The 24,615-nt window shown below is 36.8% G+C and carries 31 protein-coding genes and 1 pseudogene; 11 read left to right on the top strand and 21 right to left on the bottom strand.

Features of this window, described 5'->3' with window-relative positions:
• The 3 genes from LNTAR_RS23555 to secA form a co-directional block, all read left to right on the top strand.
• The coding region (locus LNTAR_RS23555) for a hypothetical protein (RefSeq protein ID WP_007281284.1) at window positions 1–800 on the top strand (800 nt) is incomplete at its 5' end.
• Between the two features lie 153 nt (window positions 801–953).
• The gene (locus LNTAR_RS23550; RefSeq protein ID WP_007281283.1) at window positions 954–1,382 is read left to right on the top strand and encodes a hypothetical protein; all 429 of its coding nucleotides are present in this window, start codon (window positions 954–956) and stop codon (window positions 1,380–1,382) included.
• 69 nt (window positions 1,383–1,451) lie between these two features.
• Window positions 1,452–4,490: a preprotein translocase subunit SecA gene (gene secA / locus LNTAR_RS23545; protein WP_007281282.1), complete on the top strand. Its 3,039-nt coding sequence runs from the start codon at window positions 1,452–1,454 to the stop codon at window positions 4,488–4,490.
• 71 nt (window positions 4,491–4,561) lie between these two features.
• On the opposite strand, the pseudogene LNTAR_RS28505 reads toward secA, so the two are convergent.
• Window positions 4,562–4,729 (bottom strand): annotated as a pseudogene (locus LNTAR_RS28505) (VOC family protein); the annotation flags it as partial.
• 127 nt (window positions 4,730–4,856) lie between these two features.
• Here LNTAR_RS28505 and LNTAR_RS23540 point away from each other — a divergent pair.
• Both LNTAR_RS23540 and LNTAR_RS23535 read left to right on the top strand, forming a co-directional pair.
• On the top strand, window positions 4,857–5,735 hold the full coding sequence (locus tag LNTAR_RS23540; RefSeq protein ID WP_007277561.1) for a DUF1670 domain-containing protein: 879 nt from the start codon (window positions 4,857–4,859) through the stop codon (window positions 5,733–5,735).
• Window positions 5,732–6,589, top strand: coding sequence for a DUF1670 domain-containing protein (locus LNTAR_RS23535; protein ID WP_007281281.1), 858 nt, complete (start codon window positions 5,732–5,734; stop codon window positions 6,587–6,589). The genes LNTAR_RS23540 and LNTAR_RS23535 overlap by 4 nt, the downstream gene beginning before the upstream one ends.
• Here LNTAR_RS23535 and LNTAR_RS23530 read toward each other — a convergent pair.
• The 3 genes from LNTAR_RS23530 to LNTAR_RS23520 form a co-directional block, all read right to left on the bottom strand.
• Window positions 6,561–6,803 (bottom strand): VOC family protein, encoded by a 243-nt coding sequence (locus LNTAR_RS23530; protein WP_052607364.1) that lies wholly within the window; start codon window positions 6,801–6,803, stop codon window positions 6,561–6,563. The two genes, LNTAR_RS23535 and LNTAR_RS23530, sit on opposite strands and share 29 nt — an antisense overlap.
• A gap of 4 nt (window positions 6,804–6,807) precedes the next feature.
• Window positions 6,808–7,224 carry a hypothetical protein gene (locus LNTAR_RS23525; protein WP_007281280.1) on the bottom strand — a complete coding sequence of 139 codons (417 nt, stop codon included), beginning with the start codon at window positions 7,222–7,224 and terminating at the stop codon, window positions 6,808–6,810.
• A gap of 104 nt (window positions 7,225–7,328) precedes the next feature.
• A complete protein-coding gene (locus LNTAR_RS23520; protein ID WP_007281279.1) occupies window positions 7,329–7,802 on the bottom strand; it encodes a hypothetical protein in 474 nt (157 codons plus the stop codon).
• 643 nt (window positions 7,803–8,445) lie between these two features.
• Between LNTAR_RS23520 and LNTAR_RS23515 the strand changes: the two genes are divergently transcribed.
• Window positions 8,446–9,333: a tyrosine-type recombinase/integrase gene (locus LNTAR_RS23515; protein WP_040915697.1), complete on the top strand. Its 888-nt coding sequence runs from the start codon at window positions 8,446–8,448 to the stop codon at window positions 9,331–9,333.
• Window positions 9,330–10,418, top strand: a complete 1,089-nt coding sequence (locus LNTAR_RS23510; protein WP_007278988.1) for an IS91 family transposase — start codon at window positions 9,330–9,332, stop codon at window positions 10,416–10,418. The genes LNTAR_RS23515 and LNTAR_RS23510 overlap by 4 nt, the downstream gene beginning before the upstream one ends.
• A 330-nt stretch (window positions 10,419–10,748) precedes the next feature.
• Here LNTAR_RS23510 and LNTAR_RS23505 read toward each other — a convergent pair whose 3' ends face one another.
• The 13 genes from LNTAR_RS23505 to LNTAR_RS23445 form a co-directional block, all read right to left on the bottom strand.
• On the bottom strand, window positions 10,749–11,186 hold the full coding sequence (locus LNTAR_RS23505; protein ID WP_007281278.1) for a GNAT family N-acetyltransferase: 438 nt from the start codon (window positions 11,184–11,186) through the stop codon (window positions 10,749–10,751).
• A 616-nt stretch (window positions 11,187–11,802) separates the two neighbouring features.
• Window positions 11,803–12,111, bottom strand: a complete 309-nt coding sequence (locus LNTAR_RS23500) for a hypothetical protein (RefSeq protein WP_007281277.1) — start codon at window positions 12,109–12,111, stop codon at window positions 11,803–11,805.
• A gap of 69 nt (window positions 12,112–12,180) precedes the next feature.
• Window positions 12,181–12,606 carry a hypothetical protein gene (locus LNTAR_RS27615; protein ID WP_007281276.1) on the bottom strand — a complete coding sequence of 142 codons (426 nt, stop codon included), beginning with the start codon at window positions 12,604–12,606 and terminating at the stop codon, window positions 12,181–12,183.
• A gap of 614 nt (window positions 12,607–13,220) precedes the next feature.
• The gene (locus LNTAR_RS23485; RefSeq protein ID WP_007281275.1) at window positions 13,221–13,832 is read right to left on the bottom strand and encodes a hypothetical protein; all 612 of its coding nucleotides are present in this window, start codon (window positions 13,830–13,832) and stop codon (window positions 13,221–13,223) included.
• A gap of 110 nt (window positions 13,833–13,942) precedes the next feature.
• The gene (lepB, locus tag LNTAR_RS23480; RefSeq protein ID WP_083800133.1) at window positions 13,943–14,410 is read right to left on the bottom strand and encodes a signal peptidase I; all 468 of its coding nucleotides are present in this window, start codon (window positions 14,408–14,410) and stop codon (window positions 13,943–13,945) included.
• A gap of 106 nt (window positions 14,411–14,516) precedes the next feature.
• Window positions 14,517–14,648, bottom strand: a complete 132-nt coding sequence (locus LNTAR_RS28335) for a hypothetical protein (RefSeq protein WP_007281273.1) — start codon at window positions 14,646–14,648, stop codon at window positions 14,517–14,519.
• Window positions 14,649–15,029: 381 nt separating this feature from the next.
• Window positions 15,030–15,389, bottom strand: coding sequence for a hypothetical protein (locus tag LNTAR_RS23475; RefSeq protein ID WP_007281272.1), 360 nt, complete (start codon window positions 15,387–15,389; stop codon window positions 15,030–15,032).
• A gap of 75 nt (window positions 15,390–15,464) precedes the next feature.
• Window positions 15,465–16,181, bottom strand: coding sequence for a hypothetical protein (locus LNTAR_RS23470; protein WP_007281271.1), 717 nt, complete (start codon window positions 16,179–16,181; stop codon window positions 15,465–15,467).
• A 67-nt stretch (window positions 16,182–16,248) separates the two neighbouring features.
• A complete protein-coding gene (locus LNTAR_RS23465; protein ID WP_007281270.1) occupies window positions 16,249–16,680 on the bottom strand; it encodes a hypothetical protein in 432 nt (143 codons plus the stop codon).
• A gap of 1,129 nt (window positions 16,681–17,809) precedes the next feature.
• Window positions 17,810–18,208, bottom strand: a complete 399-nt coding sequence (locus LNTAR_RS23460; protein WP_007281269.1) for a hypothetical protein — start codon at window positions 18,206–18,208, stop codon at window positions 17,810–17,812.
• Between the two features lie 81 nt (window positions 18,209–18,289).
• On the bottom strand, window positions 18,290–18,703 hold the full coding sequence (locus LNTAR_RS23455; protein WP_007278972.1) for a hypothetical protein: 414 nt from the start codon (window positions 18,701–18,703) through the stop codon (window positions 18,290–18,292).
• 99 nt (window positions 18,704–18,802) lie between these two features.
• Window positions 18,803–19,066, bottom strand: a complete 264-nt coding sequence (locus LNTAR_RS23450) for a type II toxin-antitoxin system RelE family toxin (protein WP_007281268.1) — start codon at window positions 19,064–19,066, stop codon at window positions 18,803–18,805.
• Window positions 19,059–19,283, bottom strand: a complete 225-nt coding sequence (locus tag LNTAR_RS23445; RefSeq protein WP_007281267.1) for a hypothetical protein — start codon at window positions 19,281–19,283, stop codon at window positions 19,059–19,061. Before LNTAR_RS23445 ends, LNTAR_RS23450 begins: the two co-directional genes overlap by 8 nt.
• A 309-nt stretch (window positions 19,284–19,592) precedes the next feature.
• On the opposite strand from LNTAR_RS23445, the gene LNTAR_RS23440 reads away from it, so the two are divergent.
• Window positions 19,593–20,471, top strand: a complete 879-nt coding sequence (locus LNTAR_RS23440) for a DUF1670 domain-containing protein (protein ID WP_007277561.1) — start codon at window positions 19,593–19,595, stop codon at window positions 20,469–20,471.
• Entirely contained in the window at window positions 20,468–21,325 is an 858-nt protein-coding gene (locus tag LNTAR_RS23435) for a DUF1670 domain-containing protein (RefSeq protein WP_007277560.1), read from the top strand. Before LNTAR_RS23440 ends, LNTAR_RS23435 begins: the two co-directional genes overlap by 4 nt.
• Window positions 21,326–21,597: 272 nt before the next feature.
• On the opposite strand, the gene LNTAR_RS23430 is transcribed toward LNTAR_RS23435, so the two are convergent.
• From LNTAR_RS23430 to LNTAR_RS28330, 4 genes are all read right to left on the bottom strand, one after another.
• Window positions 21,598–21,864: a hypothetical protein gene (locus LNTAR_RS23430; RefSeq protein ID WP_007281266.1), complete on the bottom strand. Its 267-nt coding sequence runs from the start codon at window positions 21,862–21,864 to the stop codon at window positions 21,598–21,600.
• 87 nt (window positions 21,865–21,951) lie between these two features.
• Entirely contained in the window at window positions 21,952–22,278 is a 327-nt protein-coding gene (locus LNTAR_RS23425; RefSeq protein WP_007281265.1) for a hypothetical protein, read from the bottom strand.
• Window positions 22,279–22,344: 66 nt separating this feature from the next.
• Window positions 22,345–22,797: a hypothetical protein gene (locus LNTAR_RS23420; protein WP_007281264.1), complete on the bottom strand. Its 453-nt coding sequence runs from the start codon at window positions 22,795–22,797 to the stop codon at window positions 22,345–22,347.
• A gap of 10 nt (window positions 22,798–22,807) precedes the next feature.
• The gene (locus LNTAR_RS28330; RefSeq protein WP_274377975.1) at window positions 22,808–22,933 is read right to left on the bottom strand and encodes a hypothetical protein; all 126 of its coding nucleotides are present in this window, start codon (window positions 22,931–22,933) and stop codon (window positions 22,808–22,810) included.
• Between the two features lie 127 nt (window positions 22,934–23,060).
• Between LNTAR_RS28330 and LNTAR_RS23415 the strand changes: the two genes are divergently transcribed.
• A complete protein-coding gene (locus LNTAR_RS23415) occupies window positions 23,061–23,948 on the top strand; it encodes a tyrosine-type recombinase/integrase (protein WP_040915697.1) in 888 nt (295 codons plus the stop codon).
• Window positions 23,945–24,615: IS91 family transposase (locus LNTAR_RS23410; RefSeq protein WP_007281262.1), on the top strand; the 671-nt coding region annotated here is incomplete at its 3' end. The genes LNTAR_RS23415 and LNTAR_RS23410, both read left to right, overlap by 4 nt.

Below are 24,615 nucleotides of genomic sequence, written 5' to 3'. Positions count from 1 at the left end.
TGCAGTGGTGTAAAGAAATGGGGCTTGATATGAAAAATATGAAGAACTTTGCGTTTACCGCAAATATGTCTGAATTCATCAAGCTCAAACAAACGCGTACCTCTGAGGCACAACTTCAGCGTATTCGTCAATGGCTCATGTTCATTGAGTATAATTCGGCTCCAGATCTTGATAAACTCGAAGCTAAATACAAAGCCAAAAAAGCTGCGGGCAAGAATAAGATGAATTTCGAAAAATCATCAATAGGTGATAAGCTGGTCTTTATTGTGGCATTCAAGCAACGTAAATACACTTACGCCCAAGTATCGCCAACTCAGTGGCTCGCGGGTGAATATGAAACCGTGAAAAAGGCTCTAGCACTAAGTTCTTCTGAGTCACTCGTGTCAGACAGCTTTTTTATAGATCAGCTCAGTAACAATAGCGATACACTTGCTTTCGCAGTTCACCAACCGAAAGGCCAAGTCGAAATGGCTCACCCCATGATGAAGACTTATGAAGGCTTTTTTGGTAAAGTAACTTATGATGAGGATTTTCTTATCGAAACAAAGCTCTCTATGGGTCAAGAAGAAGACTTAAAGGGAGTTGAAAGTTTCGTCAAAATGATGATGGGCTTCGCCATGGCTAAACCACAGATGAAAATGAGCCCTGACGACATGAAAACGAAAGTCATCGATGGCGTTCTCGAGATGACCATGCGCATTTCACCTGATTCATTAAAAGCCATGCGTGAACAGATGAAAAAGAAATGGGCTCACAAGCGTCAGCACCACAAGAAAAAAATGGAGACTGAAGCTAAATAAGCCTTAGTTTTCAAAGAGATTTTTTTATGAGAGAGAAGCCACTGTCCTTGCAGTGGCTTTTCTTGTGAAAACTCATGTAATAAAGCGAGGGAAAGGATTGATTTCCAAGTGAACTTATCTATCTTGAGCGATCAATAATTTACAAAGACCTCAATGCCAAAAAATCTTAAAGTTTTACTCTTCGTCGTTCTCGCAGTTAATGCGATGAATGATATGGAAGCCGATTTCGTCCACGGTGAGCTTCAGCTCAGCCCAAAGACCTCGTATCGCTTGCAAAAAGAAGGAGTTTTACGCATTGAAAAACAGCTCAAAGGACGTCGTCTTACCGCTGTTTTAGTCACCAAAGATAAATCATCGACACTCAATGGTCTACGTTTCAATATCCTTGAAAAAGCATCCAAGAAAGAAGCTTTTTACTCAGACGTTCAAGAGGCACAAAAAAATCTTGTTGCCTTAGTTCCACTTTCTTGGGATCATTACCAAGCTCCTCAAATCACTGCTCGAAGTGTTGAATTAGTTCAATCAATTCAATTAGTCCTATACGATGATGAGGAAGCCCAATCAAGCACTCTTTGTGCTTAGTTAGTACTTTTTAGAGCTTAGGCTCAACCCCTCCCTTTTTTATTCACATCATTACAATCAGGATTTAAAATGATTGCCCCCTTATTAAAGAAATTTTTTGGTTCGTCAAACGAACGTTTTGTTAAACGCATGCAACCTACAGTGGATGCGATTAACGCAAAAGAAAAAGAATACCAGAGCTTAAGCGAAGATCAGCTCAAAGCGAAAACACAAGAGTTCCGCGATCGTTTAGCAAAAGGCGAAACACTCGAAGACCTCAAAATCGAAGCCTTTGCCACAGTTAAAAATACTTGTCGTCGTCTTTGTGGTCAGGAAGTGACTTACATGGACAAGACTGAAATTTGGAACATGGTTCCCTTCGACGTTCAGCTCGTCGGCGGTATGGTGATTCACGATGGTGGTATCTCGGAAATGATGACGGGTGAGGGTAAAACTCTCACAGCAAGTTTGCCACTTTATCTCAACGCGCTCTCCGGCAAGAACTGTCAGTTGGTGACCACAAACGATTACCTTGCAAAACGTGACTCGGAATGGATCGGAGCTATTTTCCGTTACCTTGGCCTCACAGTGGGTTGTGTTCAAAGCATGATGCCTCCACAACTTCGACGCGAGCAATACGAATGCGATATCACTTATGGTACCAACTCTGAATTCGGTTTTGACTACCTCCGTGATATGGGTATGGCTATGAGCAAAGAAGAACTCGTTCAGCGCGATCACTTCTTTGTTATTATCGATGAAATTGACTCTATCCTTATCGACGAAGCCAGAACGCCACTCATTATCTCAGGTCCAGTTGCTCAATCAACTCACCAGTTCGATAAGTTCAACCCCCACGTCAATCGTGTCTACAAGAAACAGCTTGATCTTTGTAATAAGCTTATTACTGAGGCACGAGAAAAACTTAAAACGGCAATCAAAGATTCAGATGAATTCGACGAAGCCATCTTCGATATCTGTAAAGTGCGTATGGGTATGCCTCGTAATAACCAAGTTATTCGTATCCTCGAAGATCCTGATGTGCGTCGGGCCGTTGAAAAGAAAGAACTCTTTATTAACTCAGATGCCAATAAATCTGTGCTTCAAGGAGTTAAAAACGAGCTCTTCTTCGTTATCAACGAACGTCAAAATGATGCAGATCTCTCGGATCAGGGACGTAGCTACATGTCGCCAAATGATCCTGATGCTTACGTTATTCCCGATATTCTTGAGCTCATGCAGGGAATTGACTCAAACGAAGCTTATGACGACACTGAAAAAATCGAGAAAAAGCGCGAAGCACAAGATGAGTATGAACAGAAAATTGAAGAGATGCACAATATCTCTCAGCTTCTCAAAGCTTACTGCCTCTACATCAAAGATATTCACTACATCGTTGCACCAGATGACAATGGTGAAGAGCGCGTTGTAATCGTAGACGAGAACACGGGTCGTGCTATGGCAGGACGTCGTTTCTCTGAAGGTTTACACCAAGCCCTAGAAGCTAAAGAAAACGTTCGTATCGAACGTGAAACGCAAACGATGGCGACGATTACAATTCAGAACTACTTCCGCCTCTACGACAAACTCGGTGGTATGACGGGTACGGCGGTAACGGAAGCGAAAGAATTTAAAGATATCTACGGTCTCGACGTAATGGAAGTACCAACTAACCGTCCTTGCATCCGTAAAGATGTGGATGATCGTGTTTTTGTCACCATGAAAGGTAAGTACAAAGCGATCATCAATGAAGTGAAAGAAGTTAACGCAGCTGGTCGTCCCATACTCATTGGTACACCTACTGTAGAAGTTTCAGAGATCCTCAGCCGCTTCTTGCGCATGGAAAAGATCCCTCACCGCGTCCTCAATGCTCGTCGTCACCAAGAAGAAGCCGAAATTATTACCAACGCAGGTCAGTCAGGCGCCATTACAATTGCAACTAACATGGCGGGTCGTGGTACAGATATTAAGCTCAGTGAAGAAGTCATTAAATTGGGTGGCTTGCACGTACTCGGGGCGACGCGTCACGATTCGCGTCGTATTGACCGTCAGTTACGTGGTCGTTGTTCACGTCAGGGCGATCCCGGTTCAAGTGTTTTCTATGTGAGTTTTGAAGATGACCTCCTACGTCTCTTTGCCGACCGTATGACCGGTATTCTTGACCGTATGAAAATGGGCATGGATGAAGATGAGAGTATCGAAGGTCGCATGGCAACAATGATGATCGAAAACGCGCAGAAAAAAGTTGAGAATCAGAACTTCATGATCCGTAAACGTACACTCGAATACGATGACGTGATGAATAAGCAACGTGAAATCATTTATGAGTTCCGTAAAGATATCCTCGTCTCAGATGATCCTAAAGTCCGCCTCTACGACATCCTCAATAATACTGTGGAAGACCAAGTAGAAGTTTTATCAACGGGCCGTCGTGGTGCTTACCGCGTTGAGCAAGAAAAACTCGAGCAGTGGTTAGGGACAACTTTCCCACTCGACTTTGATCTAACGAGTTTTAACTTTGAACAGCCGATGGAAATCGCTCCTTTAGCTGATGCCATTATCAAGCGTGTTGTGAGTGCTTACGAAGAGAAAGAAAGCAATACGGATCCAGAGCAAATTCAGTATCTTGAGCGTAACGTTATGCTCAGTGCCCTCGATGAACTCTGGATTAAACATTTGCGCGCAATGGATAGCCTGCGTCAAAATGTTCAGTTTGCGGGTATCGCACAAAAAGATCCACTCATCGAATACAAGCAACAAGCTTTCCAGCTCTTTGCTGAACTCGAAGATAATATCTCTCAGCAGATTCTTTCGAATATGTTCCGTACCGCCGTATCTCTCGAATCAATCGAGGAAATGCTTCACAATATTCCAATGACTGAGCAATCTGCACAGGACGTGGAATTCGAAAATCTTATTCAGCAGCTCAAATTACTTCAACAGCAGGGCATGGACACAGAATCCGTATCAATCGACGATATGATGCAGATGGAAGCCCAGCCTCCACAAGAAGAAATTATTGAAGCTCCACCAGTACGCAAGCCTATTGAACGCGAATCTCCAAAAGTTCGCCCCAATGATCCTTGCCCTTGCGGTTCTGGCAAAAAATATAAAGTTTGCCACGGCTAATCCCTTAGCCCAAAACTAAAAAAAGCGGTGATTGATTCACCGCTTTTTTTGTGCTTATTTGACTAAGTTAATTAGACTTCGCTCCACACCGCATATTCATTACCATTGGGATCTTTGAAATGGAAGCGTTGACCTCCAGGAAATGAAAAAGTCTCTTTACTAATGACTCCACCATGGAGAATGATTTTTTCTTCGCTAGCTTTGAGGTCTTTACTTTATAAAACTACGAGTACACTCCCCAGCTCACTGGAGGAGTTGATTTACGATTCAGTCATTTGTCCGGTAAGTATCGCTAGATACTAAAAAAGTGTAGTGTCCCCTTATAAATTGTTCTACCAAAAAGCAAAAAATAAGGAGCACTACACCATGAGTATACAAATAGCGAACTCTCAAGAAAATCAAAGTCGTCGCTTATCTTTAAAAACAATGAACCAGCAAATGAGTCACTTGGCGGTTCATGGAGCGGGCCTAAGTCCCTGGGAAGCCAAAGAACTGGTTCGCATGATAGATGAGGTCTATTTTTCCTATAGCCAAAAGGAACTTAAAGAAGGTCAACTCAAGTACAACTGCGTCTCGACCAAGGAAGGTGCAGGTAAGGCACTCAAAGACTGTGAAATGATAAGCGTCACTCTAAGTGTATTCAGTGATTTTGACGAAGAAGAGTTGCCCAATAGAAAAAATAAACAACGGCAAGTTGTTCGCCGTCAGCGTAGGTTAATACGTTTGAGCGAAGAGGCTCGCGATCAAGGAGGTCTATTAAGCCAGGAGGATTTGGCCAAGCTGTTGATGTGCGATACAAAAACGATCCGACGTGATATCAAACACTTACAAGAGGAAGGTATTGTCATTCCGACGCGTGGCCAACAAAAAGATATTGGTCCTGGAGTTACACACCGTGAATTGGTCATTCGTCATTGGGTGGAAGGCAAAGAAGAAGTTGAAGTTGCGAGTGCTACAAAACATTCGATGGGCGCCGTTGAGAGTTACCTTCAAAAGTTTAAAGTTGCGGTTTACTTACGGGTAGGGAAGAGCTTCACTGACCATGAAATCGCGGTAGTTGCAGGAATCTCACAACGCGGCGTGAAGACATTCCTTAAGATTTACGACGAGTTTAAGAATAAAGATATGTTCAAACATCGTCTGGATGAAATCCTGCTTACAGGAGATGAATACTATAAGGAAGTTGGCGAAAAAAAAGACTCACTACTGTCGAATCTATCAAATCCCGTATGGAGCAGAGCATGAAGACGCATATTTCAGCGAATGAAGCAACTTACGGACCACAACAATATAAAACTTTTGCTGGAGCTTTAACAGCTTTTTTCTCAGAGGAGTGTCCGCAACTGGGAGGAATGAGGACTCGGCAAGTTTTGAACTCAACTATTATCTCTATGGTCAATAAATTCTATCCCGAAACTTCTCATTTAAAACAGGGTCAGACGCCATGGGTGACCACTGACAAAAATGCGACTAAATCATACGGAAAAAAGATCAATCAAACACCTTTAGTGAGTGTTATCCTAGATTTAGTACGAGCAGAAGATATTCAAGAGCGCAAAGACGGTAAGAAGCTCAGAGACATAAAAAAGGAAGCTGTTGCAAGGATGCTCAAACAAAGTTATAAGCAAGGTGGCTGTATGACCTCGGTTGAATTAGCCATTCTTTTAAAGATCTCTCCACCAACTGTGGGTAAGTATATTAAAGAATGGGAACTGGAACACAATGAGGTCTTACCTCGAAGAGGTTCAATACATGATATGGGGCCAACTCTCACGCACAAAAAAATTATAATTGAAAAACTTTTCATAAAGAAACTCAGCGTTCAACAAGTAAGTCGTGAGACTTATCATTCATTCCAGGCTATCCAGCGTTATATCAGCAAATTTAAACAGGTTCTTATCTGTTATAAGAAGGGCATGAATATCAATGAGATCGCCAAAGTTATTGGAAATACACCCCGGTTAATCAAAGAATATGAAGCTATCATCTTGGAGTACAAAGACCGAGGGTTTGTTTTAGAGCAAATCATCAATACGGACGCAAAGGTGGACTCACAATACGAAACCATCGTCAATGACTTGAACTCTCAGAAAAACTAAATATCTGTACGTAAGGGGACAAATACACCTCACGGACAAATGACCTTATTTCAGATAAGTAAAAACCACCATCAATCCCAGCGGCTGTAATAGCCATGTATTCGGGACCGTAATCAATGAACTCCCAAGCAAAGCACTGAGAAAAAAACTTCTTAGTGACTTCTAAGTCTTTCGAAGGAAATTCCAGATAATTGATTTTTTCATGATTGCTCATAAAATTATTGCTCCTTACTGTCGAGTTTATTCTGTTTTTTGTACTTCTTGATTTCTTTCATCATTTGATCAAGTTCAACTTTGTAGATGTTGGTGATGGACTCCTGTTTCTCACCTTTTGCGATGACCGCAAAAGCAATTGTGCTCAATTCACCAACTTCGAGGATTTTAAAGTCTTTGACTTCCTCCCATTTATAGTCAAATAGGAAGCGGCCTCCCATTTTTTCCCGAAACCCCACGTTATCTAATTCCAAATAATTTTTTCTAATTAGACTCAGTAAAATAAATAGAATGATAAAAGAACTAATGATGAGATAAATTGTGGCTTTTGTGAATAAAAGACCGAAGAGGGATAGTAAAATAACACCACTTAGAATGATTAGCATCGGAGTCTTTGATGCTTTGTAGAGTGTGGATGCCAATTTGAACCTCTAACTTAGATTTTAAATTTTTTGTATGTGCTGATTAATTTTATTCGCCTTGGCAATTAAAAAGTCGAATAAATAAGTGAAAAGAATATAGAGCTTTATTTTGTATTTGAACTGATTTTGGCGTCTGTTATTTCGCTAATGACTTCGATAGAGAAGGGGAAAGAGCGGCCTTGCGAATCAGTAATTTGACCAACTTGGTATTTAGTCGAATTAATTTGAGGCTGATCAATTTTTTCAAATTTAATTGTATGCCCTTTTAAATCAATAGGGCCAATTTTGTGGAAAGTATCTTCAATAAATAGACCATCGTCTGTTACAGTGATGACCGATGCGGTGACCCCAGAATGAAGTGATGAGTAGCATTGATTTCCTAGTTCAGGAGCCAATATAATTTTAATGGAATGCTGTTTATCAAGAGTGTGTTTAAAGGTGATCAGGCCCTGAGGATAACTCATGACTGAAATGATTCTATTTTTCTCAGCCTTGTAATCATTGACAGGTGAGGACGCGCTCTCATCTGAGCAAGACACAAACAAAAGCCAAAGAAGAATCAGAACGAATTTATTCAATTAAAGTTTCCCTATAAGTTAATAGCTCCTAAGCTAATCCAACTTTTTAGGATAACAGTTTTCTCCAAGCTTCAGAACATAAATAAGTACAGATTTTTACGATCTAGTAGTTTGTTATTAAATATTATTTTTATGAATTTAAGATCGAAACTGAGGAAGCTCGAGTATTAGTAAAGGTCTACCTTAGATCCATTTGTTAGATCTTTTCTTTTTTAATTGTTGATAATTAGACTTATTTTTCTTTTTATTTGCTGACTTCGAATATACTTGGAATCGTATTCGATGCACAGTTTGCGTTTACTTCTGGTGAATTGCTGAGTTCGCATTTACTCAGCTTCATTCTGTGATTCCAAGAATAGAGTGACTTGCTTTTTAAGATACGAATTTCTATCAATTCTTATGAATTTTATTCTGATCTAACGTCTGGATTGAGTTGGATTCGAGGTACGAGAATCTCAACTCCGATCCTTGGTTGAACGAAGCCGCCCTGCGGCAGGCTGTGCTTGTGTAAGTCATTTTCTCCTCTTGTCAAAACTTTCCTCGGTGCCTTTTAATTTGTAGTTTGGTCTTCTTTTACGGTAGTTTTTCTCTGTAGCTTATCAAGGACACAGTTTTGTGTTCTGGCTTAATTAAACGGAGAAAAATGATGAATGATTCATTCCAAAAATATTATAGAGCGATGCAATTGGAGCTTAAGCTCCAAGCTAAGGCAAAGAGTACAGTGGACAACTACTTGCGAGCTTTGCGTCGCGTCAATGATTTGATTGCTTCGCCTCTTGATCAACTTAAAGAAGAGGAGCTCAAGCTCTACTTTTCTGAATTGGTGGATACTTATTCCTGGAGCACGGTGAAGATGGATCGCTGTGCCCTAAGTTTTTTTTATCAATACGTGCTCAAGCGCGAGTGGAAATGGCTCGAAATTGTTCGTATCCCCCGAGTAAAATCCTTACCCGATATCCTCAGCCAAGATGAAACTTTACTGATTTTGTCTCATTTGGAAAAAGCTCGCTATCGAACTTGTCTCACAGCAATTTATTCCATGGGTCTACGCATCAGCGAGGGTGTGAGAATTCAAACGGGCGACATTTGCAAGGATCGCATGCGTTTACATGTGCGCAATTCCAAGGGCTACAAAGACCGTCTCGTTCCCTTGCCCCAAGTGACTTACCAGATGCTAAGGGATTACTGGGTGATACACCGCAATCCGCTACTGCTATTTCCGCGTTATGCCGGGAAAAGTCGTAGCAATTCCAAAACGACTTTGCACATGGATAAGGGCGGGGTGCAGTCGGCCTTTAAAGCGGCTTTGGCTGATAGTGGCCTCGCCAAACAGGTGTCGGTGCATTCCCTGCGTCATTCCTATGCAACACATTTGGTGGAAGCGGGAGTGAACTTGCGAGTAATTCAAGAAATCCTCGGTCATAGTTCTCCGGCAACCACGGCGATTTACTCTCATTTATCAAAACCCGTGATACAGGACTCCGATGGCATGATCAACAAATTGATGCAGCGCCTAGGAGCTCTGCGATGATGGATTTAGTCGAGCTCAGCGAAAGATATTGGGACGAGCTGAGTTCGACACTTGATCAGGATCAGAGACGCGCTTTTAAGGCTATGATGAATTGCCGTCAGCAGAGTGCAGGTGGATCTTACTATGCCTGCACGAGTTGTGGACATGTTCATTATCACTGCCGATCTTGCGGAAACCGCTTCTGTAGCCGTTGCCAAAACCATCGGGCGAGCCAGTGGCTTCATCGACAAAAACAGCGTCTCTTGCCATGTCCTTACTTCATGGTGACCTTTACTCTGCCGAGCTCTTTGCGTGCCATTCCAAGATGGCGACGAAAAGAGATGTTTGATGCCTTGTTCATGGCCTCAAGTCAAGCTCTCAAAGAGATGTGTAAAGATCGTCTTGGTGGTGAATGTGGCATGATTGGCGTTCTGCATACCCATGGGCGAGACTTGTGCTATCATCCTCATATTCACTACATCGTTCCCGGGCTCGTACTCAATAGTCAGGAAAAGCTCTTACGAGTGATCAAGAAAAATTATCTCGTCAACAATAAAGCTTTAGGCGCATTGTATCGTGGTAAATTTCTCGCAGCCTTAACTGAGCACAAAATTGGCTTCCAATCCTCGCTTTATGCAAAAAAGTGGAATGTGGATTGCCGAAGTGTAGGCCAAGGGCTTCATGCCCTCGAATACCTTAGTCGCTACCTCATGCGAGGTGTAGTTTCAGAGCAATCCTTGTCCGAAAAAGAGGATAAAGTTCGACTGCGGTATAAGGATTCGCAGACCAAGCGGATGGACTCCAAAGATTTTGGACCCGTGGAGTTTTTACAGCGCCTCGCTCAGCACGTCTTGCCAAGGGGCTTCCATCGCGTGCGGGAATACGGTTTTCTCGCTCCTGCAGCCAAGAAAAAACTCTTTCTTATGCAGAACTTACTGGAAGTCAAAATTCCCAATGATCCTCCGCCAAAATTACCTGCGCTACGCTGCAGTCTTTGTCAGGGCATTATGCTGCCCATTGGCCGAGTCATTAGTGAAGGACGTCTCAAGCAAGAATCTTTAGTGTCAGTAGGGGCACGCTCGCCGCCTATAGTTTCAATCTCCTAAGTTTATTCATTAATTTTTTCAGTACAAAACTTTGGGTCATAGATCCCCTATGCCCAAATTTGAGGAATTTCAGTATAAATGCCCTTCAAAAAATCTTTCGATTGCGATTAATCCTAGGAAAAGACTCGACCTTCACAAAAGTAGTGAGTCCATCTAGTCAAACAGGCGTATCCATTGCCTTTTTTGGGGCAAAATTGACCCCTTCATCTCCCTCAGGCTAAAAAGCTAAATACATAGGGCGGGGTCCGAGCATGGGGCTCGTCCAACCATTGATTAAGATTCCGGCTACTTTGGGTTCCCTTTAATATCAGCGAAATCTAATCTTATTCGTTAGGCATTTTTTTGCATAATAAAGTGTGTTTCAGTAGTGCCTGTTTTTTTGAAGCCTAGACGTTTGTAGAGATTAATTGCCAAGTTTTGTTTGAGGACTTGCAACTTAATTGGCAAAGACTTTTCTAGAGAAGACTTGGCTATTGTTTTGAGAATGTTTGATCCGTGGCCTTGCCCTTGGAAAGTGGGATGTATTAATATTTCGTGGATAAAGGTGTGATCGGAAAACTTTTCAAATGCTATACAGCCAATTCTTGTGTTGTCAAATGTGATAATTTGAAGAGGTAATTTCTGTAACTTATTGTTTTGAAACTCATTTTGAAGTTCAATATTCCATTCGCCAAATTGTCTTTCTACAACTGGGCGATAGCAACTCTCATCGAGTAGGGTAAAGTATTCTTTATCCGTTGAATTATATTTTGTGAAGGTGTAATTCATATTAGCGTATGCCTAACGTCTAGGATGATTTGTACTTTCTATCTAAATTGTGACTCACAACGAAAGTATCAGATCGATCCGTTTGTTAGTTTTTGTCTTTTATTTCTGATTTCTATATTTATAAAATTCTATCATTTGAGGTAATTAATTTAGATCTGATTTTGTTCTAAAATTCTCTTAATTCTAACTTCGTGCATCTGCGATTTATTTGGACTCTCATTTCTACAATTTGTTTTTAATTTTATTACAAACTAACGTCTAAACTGAGTTCGTACTTTCTATCTAAATTGTGACTCACAACGAAAGTATCAACTCCAGTTTCTTGTTAGTATTTTTTCTTTTTCTTGTTTTTTATTTAAAAATTCTGATCATTATCGGATCATTATTTCTGATTCAATTTAGCTCTAAAATTATAGGTTCAGATAATTCTAAATTCGTGCATCCGCGATTCTGGGATTCTCGTTTCTATCATCTAATTTTATTATATACTAACATCCAGAATGAGCTGGTACCTGTTTGGCGTGAAACATGTTTCACGTCAAGAGATGATACCTTAACATGTTTCATGACATACGAAGGTATCAGCTCGATTCGTTGGTTAGTCTTTTATTTCTATTTATTTTTGTATTCCATAATTTAAGATTATACACCCTAGAATTATAGACAATGTGTAGATGATTATAGTTTTCCTATTGCTTTCAATAGGTTTGTATTGATTTGGTGTTTCTAAAATAATTTTTCTTTTTAATAGTGCTCCACCTGTGAAGAAAAGAACCCAAAATGAACCAAAATAAAAAGCAAATGATTTCATCTGCTCTTCAAATTGTATTGGTTCATTGGACATAGTTGAAATGAATTGTTTTATGATTCCAATACCACCAAATATTGAACCGATAATGATTAATGTGGCTCCAAGAATTTTCATGTATATTTACAGACTAACGTCTGGATTGAGTTGGATTCGAGGAACGAGAATCTCAACTCCGATCCTTGGTTAGTGCTTATCTTCTATTCGTTTTTTTATTAGTTCAGATATGTTTTCTTTATAAATTTTGGGATCGATACACACTTTGTTTTTCCAAGTATCTTGTTTATGAATTAGAACAATTGATTTATGATTGATAGTAGAATCAAATATGTTGATATCATTAATGTTTATCGTATGAAATTTACCTTTGGAAATAAAATCATCATTAATCAAAACTGTGGGTAAAATAACAGATTTATGTTTTCTGTTTAAATCTAGTATAAGAAATATTGGTCCCGATAAGATGAAACACATAAATGCTATATCAATATTGTCAATGGATGGGTTATTAACTGTTATGAAATAGAAATAGAATATATAGCTAAAAGAACCAAAAAGCGCTGACTTTATATTAGCTTTGAGGAAGAGGGTTTTATCTGCTGTGAATTTCATATTTTATTATGCACTAACGTCTGAACTGAGTAGTACTTTCTATTTAAAATTTGACTCCAAACGAAAGTATCTACTCCAGTGATTTGTTAGATCTTTTCTTTTTTACTGTTGATAATAAGACTAATTTTTCTTTTTTATTGCAGATTCCGCATATACTTGGAATCGTATTTGATGCACAGTTTGCGTTCACTTCTGGTGAATTGCTGAGTTCGCATTTACTCAGCTTAATTCTGTGATTCCAAGAATAAAGTAAGTTGCTTTTTAAGATGCGAATTTCCATCAATTCTTATGAATTTTATTTTGATCTAACGTCCAGGATGATTTGTACTTTCTATCTAAATTGTGACTCACAACGAAAGTATCAGATCGATCCGTTTGTTAGTTTTTGTCTTTTATTTCTGATTTCTATATTTATAAAATTCTTTCATTTGAGATAATGAATTCAGATCTGATTTTGTTCTAAAATCATCTTACTTCAGATAATTCTAACTTCGTGCATCTGCGATTTATTTGGACTCTCATTTCTACAATTTGTTTTTAATTTTATTACAAACTAACGACCGAGATTAGTGAGATTTGAGCCTTGGCGAGAATCTTCACTGCAGCTCATGGTTCTACTTTTTCTTTTTAAATTGTTTGTTGAATCTATCTATTTCTGATTGAGGAATCGGTAATAATTTTTTGAATATTCTTTCCATTTCTTCAGTTGTTTGCAAGGTTCCATTGCCAATGGGATATTTGAAATCAAAATTACTACAAAACCAACAAAATGTTGATTCAAAAATTAATACATCTTGTTTATGAATTTTCATTCCGTGAATTGGATAATGACAATCAATATGGTTTTCGTTTTCAGGTGATTTAATCTGTTTGGATAACGTTGTTAAAACTAAATTTATTTCATCTTTGGATAATATTTTTTTTTGTAAAATTTCTGTCTGTTTATTAGATAGAGTTTTCATGAATTTTTCTTCATCAATATTGTTATTGATTGTCTTAAGTTCATCAAATTTAACTATAAAAATTTCTACTTTATCTGCACCTAATAAGATTTTTGTAAAATCTTTCCTATATTCGTGTTCGATTTGACGGATCTTTTCATAAAAGTCTCCCTCAATTTCATAAATTTCTTCATCCACATGTTTCACTTCTTTTGAAGAGTCTATGTCACTAGCAAGGAGAAGTGTATTAATCAAAAATATGATAGTAATTATTATTGTTTTCATGATTTTTCTTTTTTAGTAGAACATCCAGAATGAGGTGTACCGAGTTTGGCGTGAAACATGTTTCTACTTAAAGATTTATCTAATAACATGTTACATGACATACGAAGGTATCAGTTCGATTCGTTGGTTAGAGCTTTTGATTTCTTTAGTTTAGATACAAATTGATTTGTTCTTATAGGGCCTAAAAATCGTGAATCATTACTATTAGTTGTATTATCTCCCATTAAATAGAATTCATTTTCTTTCAGTGTGATATTATTAAATTTTGCTTCTAATTCAACATATTTTAGATCGTTAGGAATATCTAAGTTTTTACCATTTATATAAACTGATTCACCTTCTAATTTTATATGTTCTCCAGGAAGTCCTATTACTCTGAAAATAAAGTAATTTTCAGGGAATTGGTAAGGGTTAAACACCATGATGTCAAATCTATTTACTTCATTATAATTTTTTGTAAGAGTGACTATAGACCCTTTCGTAATTGTCGGCTCCATTGAAGAGCTTTTCATCTTCATTTCGTGAGTGCTACAACTAGTAAAAAGAACTGATAAGATTGTGATAATTACTGTTTTCATATTTATATTAATTCTGCTCTAACGTCTAAACTGAGTTCGTACTTTCTATCTAAATTTTGACTCACAACGAAAGTATCAACTCCAGTTTCTTGTTAGCTCTTTTCTATTATTCTTTATTTTCTTTCAATTTTTTCTTTTTGTTTTCTTTCAATTTTTCATCCTGTATTTCTTTGATAGAATGTTGACTGAAAAACAAAGAGTTGAGTATAAACCAAAATGCTTTTTTAAGAGTTTTCATTATTATGAGCTAACGTCTAGGATGATTTGTACTTTCTATCTGAAATTTGACTCATAACGAAAGTATCAGATCGATCCGTTTGTTAGATCTTTTCTTTTTTACTGTTGATAATTAGACTAATTTTTCTTTTTATTTGCTGACTTCGCATCTACTTGGAATCGTATTCGATGCACAGTTTGCGTTTCTTCTGGTGAATTGCTGAGTTCGCATTTACTCAGCTTAATTCTGTGATTCCAAGAATAAAGTGAGTCGCTTTTTAAGATGCGAATTTCCATCAATTCTTATGAATTTTATTCTGATCTAACGTCTAGGATGATTTGTACTTTCTATCTAAAATGTGACTCATAACGAAAGTATCAGATCGATCCGTTTGTTATACGATTAATGCTGATCATTTTCTGTTTTATTTTTTTGGATGAGAATAATAAAACTAATAGAAATGATTATAAATATAATAGATGACCAATTCATTTTTTTGGATAAAACTATTACTTTATTTTCTCTAACTTCTTTTACTTCAATATTTGTATCTTCAGAAATAATAAGTTGTTTTTCATCAAAATTTTTATCTGCAATAATTCTTTGATTTTGAGATAAATTTATAAGATAAAAAAATATAATTATAAATGAACTGAGTTTTAAAAGAAGTTTTATATTTCTGAGGCTTAAATCAACTCTTAAATTAAAACTGAGATTCTTGACCCACTTTGTGAGAGAATAATTGTTTGATAAATCGTTCATTTTTATTACCGTATAACGTCTGGATTGAGTTGGATTCGAGGTACGAGAATCTCAACTCCGATCCTTGGTTAGGTATTAGTCATTTAATTTGAAGTGCTTGAGGAAATAATTAATTTCTTCTTGGTTAATAGAATAACCTTCTTTCATATTTTTTTTGAAGAAAATTATACACTGTTCAACAGAGTTATTGTTCATTAATACGATTTCTACACGTGGTTTTGTATCTATATCTCCAAATTGGATTCCATAAATATTTGGAGTTTTAAATTCTGAAGATTTAGTAAAATAAATATATACAGCCTCTTTTATTAAAAACATTTTTTCTAGTTTTTTATGTTCGGTATAATTTAGTAGGTAGGGGCCTATATTTGGATTAATATTACAAAGTTTTTTATATAATGTATAGTCATCATTCTCATCTAATATCTGATTATATACTTTGCCACCATAAAATTTATTATCCCATTGTCTAATTTCTTTAAATATCCCCTTAATTTTTTTGTGAAATGATATTATTAATCCTGTCTTTTTATCTTGATAAGATATTCTATTATCAAGTTCTGTTTTTATTTCAAGATTAGGCCAAGGAGATTTTACACTAAAAAATTTATTATTAATTTCTTTAGTTTTTTTTAGTGTTGGAACATTATCTAAATCTAATGTTTCCATTTTTATATTAATTATTTTTTGTGAATATTCGTCGTCATAGTTCTTTGCGCATGAACATAGTATGGAAACACATAAGAATGTGCTAATTACTGTAATAAAAGCAGTCGATTTTTTATTTTTCATTTTGTTCTTACCTAACGTCTAAACTGAGTTGTACTTTCTATCTAAAATTTGATTCATAACGAAAGTATCAACTCCAGTTTCTGGTTAGCTTTTTTATTTCTTTCCATTTTTTGATCACTCTTTTTTTATCTTTATTGTTCATATTTGAATTCCCAATTTCTGATAAAACTAATTCTGTAAGTGATCTAATTGATTTTTGTGTTTCTTTAAAGTTCTGTTCTAATTGTGATTCCATTCCACATGCTAGAATGTGTAACTCACAATCATCTTCTTGAGTTTTTGGATCTAATTCTTGGACGTATTTTCTTAAAACTGGTATGTAGTATAAAAATGCTTTTGTGCCCATGAACATAAAATCTTCTTGATAAAACTCAGGCTGTTTACAGAACTTTTTATATGCTTCATCTACAGTTAAGCCACCAAATTGTTTCCAAGCATGTTGGCCATCTAAGCAGCCCCAAGGGTCAAAATCTTTTTTTGTGGGTAAATAATGATTCATTTTTATTAATAGCTAACGTCCAGGATGATTTGTACTTTCTATCTAAATTGTGACTCACAACGAAAGTATCAGATCGATCCGTTTGTTAGTTTTTGTCTTTTATTTCTGATTTCTATATTTATAAAATTCTTTCATTTGAGATAATGAATTCAGATCTGATTTTGTTCTAAAATCATCTTACTTCAGATAATTCTAACTTCGTGCATCTGCGATTTATTTGGACTCTCATTTCTACAATTTGTTTTTAATTTTATTACAAACTAACGTCTAAACTGAGTTCGTACTTTCTATCTAAAATTTGATTCACAACGAAAGTATCAACTCCAGTTTCTTGTTAGTGATTTTAGTTTGTGTCTTCTTTTGGCTTAATAGCTAAAACAGTAAGTGTAAGTCCTAAAAAGAGTATGAACATATTTTGAGTGATCAAATCATCTGTGTTAATCTCACACTTACTATACCTTTTGTTACCATTACTATCATTACTGGTATGTGTTTCGTTGACCTTATACAGTAAAAATCCTCTATCTATATTTCTATATTTTGATGATGTTCGTGGAGGAAATAGAGTGTTGAGACAAAGTGCCACAAGTGTGATTATAATTACTTTTCTAGTTTTGTTATTCATTTGATTTTATTCAATTTTTTAGTTCACTAACGTCTAAACTGAGTTCGTACTTTCTATTTAAATTGTGACTCACAACGAAAGTATCAACTCCAGTTTCTGGTTAGTCTTTGTTTTTTTTAGTTAGCCTATATATGATTAATTGAAGAATCAATATAAAAGTTAATGAGAAATAGATGCGTTTAGTGAATTCTGAGGATACGATTTCTACGATAGTTGGATGCCTAATTAATCTCATTAATGGGATCGAAATTATTGTTGAATATAATATGTAGAATCCAATAATTATGTATGATTTTAATTTCGTTTTTTGTATCAAATAACTCGATATAAAGTAGGGGATTAGAATCAGTCCTATTATGTTTCCTAATGAATCTATTAATACATCTATCATCATGTGTGTTTGTTATTTTATTATTGACTAACGTCTAAACTGAGTTCGTACTTTCTATCTAGATTGTGACTCACAACGAAAGTATCAACTCCAGTTTCTTGTTATCTTGTTTTCTATTTCTTATCAAACCAATAACCCTTTCTCATATATGATGGATCTTTTTGACTGGTAATTCTCATCATGTTTGAAATAGCTCCATTAGCTCTTCCGTGATCTAATTTGGTTAAAAATCGTTCTACTTCGAGTTGTGTTGAATGGAGTATAATATCTAAATATTTTCTTTGTTCATTCAGATCTAATGCAGTTGCTTTCAGTTGAAATGGCGTGAATAAAGCAGCATGCAATAATGCAGCTCTGTGATCATCTCTTTGTAATACTTCAAAATCCTTTTCTTCTATTTCAATTTTAATATCAAAACTTATATGACCACTGTCTATATCAAGCTCTAATTCATATGCATCACCTGATTGAGATGCTTCCATTCTTAGATTGTGAAATGTAATATTTTTCATAAGATAACGTCTAAACTGAGTTGTACTTTCTATCTAAAATTTGACTCATAACGAAAGTATCAACTCCAGTTTCTGGTTAGACTATTTTTCTATTATTTTATATCCGTTTTCTTTTAAGAATTTAATGGCTTTATTTAGATCACCAAAGTAACAAAAAGGTTCATTTATTGTTACTCTTTTTCCTGTAGTTCGAATAATCATTTCAGATGATTCACCTCTTAAACTGAATGTGATATCTTTTATTTCGTTTTTTAATATTTGTTCTAATTTCTTGCCATCAGACCATGTTATTTCATTTGTGGAAATATGACCATGAGCTTTCCAAGGAACAATGAATTTATATAAACAAATTGTTGATAGAACTATCAAAAAAATAATTACATATATTTTTGAGTTACTAGTTCCATAGTGAAATACAGCAACGGCTCCCCAAAAGAATATTAATCCAATCATGAGTATGAAAGGTGTTCTTGTTGAATATTCGTTTTTAATCATATTTTGTGTATGTCTAACGTCTAAACTGAGTTCGTACTTTCTATCTAAATTGTGACTTACAACGAAAGTATCAACTCCAGTTTCTTGTTAGTATTTTTTCTATTTTCTATAGACGTCTTTTCTATGTTGAACTTTAATGACATGGATTTTTAGTTCACCATTTTCTACAGTGTAGATAATCCTGTAATTACCTTGTCTTACTCTGTAAAGATCATCATATCCACTTAATTTTATGTGGCCTTGAATAAATGGATCTTCAGCTAGTTCATCTATTTTTTCAAATACTTTGATTCGATCTTTGTTAGGTATTTTTCTTAATTCTTTTTCAGTATTTTTATGAAATAAAACAGTGTACTTACTCATTATTTAATCGTTCCAACATTTCTTTGTAGGAGATGAATCCACCATTTTTTCTTTCTTCAAAATCTCTTATATCTTCCAAGTCTTCGAGTAGTTCGTGTCTTAATGCTAAATCTACAATCTCAGAAATAGACTTTTCACACTCTAATGATTTAGCTTTTAATACTTTGTGTAGCTGGGGGTCAAAATAGACTGTTGTTCTTTTTGTCATTGTAGCCATGATAACATCCTTATATTGTTTACATATAATAAAACACTTTAATGCTATGATGTCAAAATGTTATGATGTTTTTGTGCCAACTAACGTCCAGGATGATTTGTACTTTCTATCTAAATTGTGACTCACAACGAAAGTATCAGATCGATCCGTTTGTTAGTTTTTGTCTTTTATTTCTGATTTCTATATTTATAAAATTCTTTCATTTACGATTCAGTCATTTGTCCGGTAAGTATCGCTAGATACTAAAAAAGTGTAGTGTCCCCTTATAAATTGTTCTACCAAAAAGCAAAAAATAAGGAGCACTACACCATGAGTATACAAATAGCGAACTCTCAAGAAAATCAAAGTCGTCGCTTATCTTTAAAAACAATGAACCAGCAAATGAGTCACTTGGCGGTTCATGGAGCGGGCCTAAGTCCCTGGGAAGCCAAAGAACTGGTTCGCATGATAGATGAGGTCTATTTTTCCTATAGCCAAAAGGAACTTAAAGAAGGTCAACTCAAGTACAACTGCGTCTCGACCAAGGAAGGTGCAGGTAAGGCACTCAAAGACTGTGAAATGATAAGCGTCACTCTAAGTGTATTCAGTGATTTTGACGAAGAAGAGTTGCCCAATAGAAAAAATAAACAACGGCAAGTTGTTCGCCGTCAGCGTAGGTTAATACGTTTGAGCGAAGAGGCTCGCGATCAAGGAGGTCTATTAAGCCAGGAGGATTTGGCCAAGCTGTTGATGTGCGATACAAAAACGATCCGACGTGATATCAAACACTTACAAGAGGAAGGTATTGTCATTCCGACGCGTGGCCAACAAAAAGATATTGGTCCTGGAGTTACACACCGTGAATTGGTCATTCGTCATTGGGTGGAAGGCAAAGAAGAAGTTGAAGTTGCGAGTGCTACAAAACATTCGATGGGCGCCGTTGAGAGTTACCTTCAAAAGTTTAAAGTTGCGGTTTACTTACGGGTAGGGAAGAGCTTCACTGACCATGAAATCGCGGTAGTTGCAGGAATCTCACAACGCGGCGTGAAGACATTCCTTAAGATTTACGACGAGTTTAAGAATAAAGATATGTTCAAACATCGTCTGGATGAAATCCTGCTTACAGGAGATGAATACTATAAGGAAGTTGGCGAAAAAAAAGACTCACTACTGTCGAATCTATCAAATCCCGTATGGAGCAGAGCATGAAGACGCATATTTCAGCGAATGAAGCAACTTACGGACCACAACAATATAAAACTTTTGCTGGAGCTTTAACAGCTTTTTTCTCAGAGGAGTGTCCGCAACTGGGAGGAATGAGGACTCGGCAAGTTTTGAGCTCAACTATTATCTCTATGGTCAATAAATTCTATCCCGAAACTTCTCATTTAAAACAGGGTCAGACGCCATGGGTGACCACTGACAAAAATGCGACTAAATCATACGGAAAAAAGATCAATCAAACACCTTTAGTGAGTGTTATCCTAGATTTAGTACGAGCAGAAGATATTCAAGAGCGCAAAGACGGTAAGAAGCTCAGAGACATAAAAAAGGAAGCTGTTGCAAGGATGCTCAAACAAAGTTATAAGCAAGGTGGCTGTATGACCTCGGTTGAATTAGCCATTCTTTTAAAGATCTCTCCACCAACTGTGGGTAAGTATATTAAAGAATGGGAACTGGAACACAATGAGGTCTTACCTCGAAGAGGTTCAATACATGATATGGGGCCAACTCTCACGCACAAAAAAATTATAATTGAAAAACTTTTCATAAAGAAACTCAGCGTTCAACAAGTAAGTCGTGAGACTTATCATTCATTCCAGGCTATCCAGCGTTATATCAGCAAATTTAAACAGGTTCTTATCTGTTATAAGAAGGGCATGAATATCAATGAGATCGCCAAAGTTATTGGAAATACACCCCGGTTAATCAAAGAATATGAAGCTATCATCTTGGAGTACAAAGACCGAGGGTTTGTTTTAGAGCAAATCATCAATACGGACGCAAAGGTGGACTCACAATACGAAACCATCGTCAATGACTTGAACTCTCAGAAAAACTAAATATCTGTACGTAAGGGGACAAATACACCTCACGGACAAATGACCTTATTTGAGATAATGAATTCAGATCTGATTTTGTTCTAAAATCATCTTACTTCAGATAATTCTAACTTCGTGCATCTGCGATTTATTTGGACTCTCATTTCTACAATTTGTTTTTAATTTTATTACAAACTAACGTCTAAACTGAGTTCGTACTTTCTATCTAAAATTTGACTCATAACGAAAGTATCAACTCCAGTTTCTTGTTAGCACTTTTTCGTTTCTATTTTCTATTTAAAAAATCCAATTCTTACGCCTATTGCTAAGAATGCATAAATACCGGATCCAATAATTCCAATTATTAATAAGAAATTCATTAATTTAAGTAACCTGAATAAATCTTCTTCTTTATCATAGGTATAAGCTTCACCCACTTTTTCCTTGAGTTTCTTTTTGTTTTTTTCAGAGTTGTTATCTATATATGTATAAATGAGAAATATAAGAATGATACTACTGAAAATCCATGCATCATTTTCTATGTGAATTGGTAATTGCATTATTTATTTTGTGCTAACGTCTAAACTGAGTTCGTACTTTCTATCTAAAATTTGACTCACAACGAAAGTATCAACTCCAGTTTCTTGTTAGGATTTTCTGTTTTTTATTATTTTGGATATAAGTGCGCTACTAGTAAAATATAACATTATAGATGCTATGATCCATTCATGTTGAATGCTAAAATAGATTGTCAGAATTAATGGTGTGCCTAGAAAAATAAAATCTCCCAAAAAACCATACTTTTTTTCTATTTGTTCTCCAATTTCTTCTGCTTTATATTTACGTTCGAGGAGGTAATAGGCAATTCCAATAATACAGATTACAATCCCTGAAATAGGGTTGAATCTAAAGTATGCACCAATGCCAACTAAGATTATAAAAGGACTTATTTTTATACGTGTTTTTAAGTTCATTATTTATATCCTAACGTCTGGATTGAGTTGGATTCGAGGTACGAGAATCTCAACTCCGATCCTTGGTTAGCTATTTTTCTTTTCAATTTCTATGTTTTCAGGTTCTTTATATGTTTTTAATAAGAAAGCATAAATGAGCGTTAAGATTACTAGAGAATGTAAGTAAATTAAGTTTCTGTGGATTAATCTATAAATGTTTAATTTACCTATTATATACTCTGTGGGACTTGAGTCTATTTTTGTGATTTTATATTTATTTTCAATTTTTATTTCATCATATTCTTTTGGAGATAAATATTCGTAGTGATAAGGAAGCTTTTTAAATTTCCATTCAACAATTTCGTCTTTATGTTTGAGTGGTAAATATGTTACTTGGTAAAAATATCTACTCCAATTTTTACTGACAACTAACCCCCATTTTGTTTCTCCTTTATGTTCTGCAATTTTCAAATCGACTATTCGATAAATGATTACCAGAAGATTAAGAATGATTGCAAAGAGTAAAAATTTTCTTTTCATTATTTTTTAGCTAACGCTCAGGATGAGCTGTGTAAGATTGATGATCGAATTGATGAACTTTGCGTAGCAAAGTCATCAGTTCGATCCGTTGGTTGAACGAAGCCGCCCTGCGGCAGGCTGTGCTTGTGTAAGTCATTTTCTCCTCTTGTCAAAACTTTCCTCGGTGCCTTTTAATTTGTAGTTTGGTCTTCTTTTACGGTAGTTTTTCTCTGTAGCTTATCAAGGACACAGTTTTGTGTTCTGGCTTAATTAAACGGAGAAAAATGATGAATGATTCATTCCAAAAATATTATAGAGCGATGCAATTGGAGCTTAAGCTCCAAGCTAAGGCAAAGAGTACAGTGGACAACTACTTGCGAGCTTTGCGTCGCGTCAATGATTTGATTGCTTCGCCTCTTGATCAACTTAAAGAAGAGGAGCTCAAGCTCTACTTTTCTGAATTGGTGGATACTTATTCCTGGAGCACGGTGAAGATGGATCGCTGTGCCCTAAGTTTTTTTTATCAATACGTGCTCAAGCGCGAGTGGAAATGGCTCGAAATTGTTCGTATCCCCCGAGTAAAATCCTTACCCGATATCCTCAGCCAAGATGAAACTTTACTGATTTTGTCTCATTTGGAAAAAGCTCGCTATCGAACTTGTCTCACAGCAATTTATTCCATGGGTCTACGCATCAGCGAGGGTGTGAGAATTCAAACGGGCGACATTTGCAAGGATCGCATGCGTTTACATGTGCGCAATTCCAAGGGCTACAAAGACCGTCTCGTTCCCTTGCCCCAAGTGACTTACCAGATGCTAAGGGATTACTGGGTGATACACCGCAATCCGCTACTGCTATTTCCGCGTTATGCCGGGAAAAGTCGTAGCAATTCCAAAACGACTTTGCACATGGATAAGGGCGGGGTGCAGTCGGCCTTTAAAGCGGCTTTGGCTGATAGTGGCCTCGCCAAACAGGTGTCGGTGCATTCCCTGCGTCATTCCTATGCAACACATTTGGTGGAAGCGGGAGTGAACTTGCGAGTAATTCAAGAAATCCTCGGTCATAGTTCTCCGGCAACCACGGCGATTTACTCTCATTTATCAAAACCCGTGATACAGGACTCCGATGGCATGATCAACAAATTGATGCAGCGCCTAGGAGCTCTGCGATGATGGATTTAGTCGAGCTCAGCGAAAGATATTGGGACGAGCTGAGTTCGACACTTGATCAGGATCAGAGACGCGCTTTTAAGGCTATGATGAATTGCCGTCAGCAGAGTGCAGGTGGATCTTACTATGCCTGCACGAGTTGTGGACATGTTCATTATCACTGCCGATCTTGCGGAAACCGCTTCTGTAGCCGTTGCCAAAACCATCGGGCGAGCCAGTGGCTTCATCGACAAAAACAGCGTCTCTTGCCATGTCCTTACTTCATGGTGACCTTTACTCTGCCGAGCTCTTTGCGTGCCATTCCAAGATGGCGACGAAAAGAGATGTTTGATGCCTTGTTCATGGCCTCAAGTCAAGCTCTCAAAGAGATGTGTAAAGATCGTCTTGGTGGTGAATGTGGCATGATTGGCGTTCTGCATACCCATGGGCGAGACTTGTGCTATCATCCTCATATTCACTACATCGTTCCCGGGCTCGTACTCAATAGTCAGGAAAAGCTCTTACGAGTGATCAAGAAAAATTATCTCGTCAACAATAAAGCTTTAGGCGCATTGTATCGTGGTAAATTTCTCGCAGCCTTAACTGAGCACAAAATTGGCTTCCAATCCTCGCTTTATGCAAAAAAGTGGAATGTGGATTGCCGAAGTGTAGGCCAAGGGCTTCATGCCCT

Origin of the sequence: Lentisphaera araneosa HTCC2155, from assembly GCF_000170755.1 — a bacterium.
In the GTDB taxonomy this organism is placed as follows: domain Bacteria; phylum Verrucomicrobiota; class Lentisphaeria; order Lentisphaerales; family Lentisphaeraceae; genus Lentisphaera; species Lentisphaera araneosa.
The sequence above is the reverse complement of the archived record's forward strand: the minus strand, read 5'-3'. Positions and strand labels throughout refer to the sequence as shown.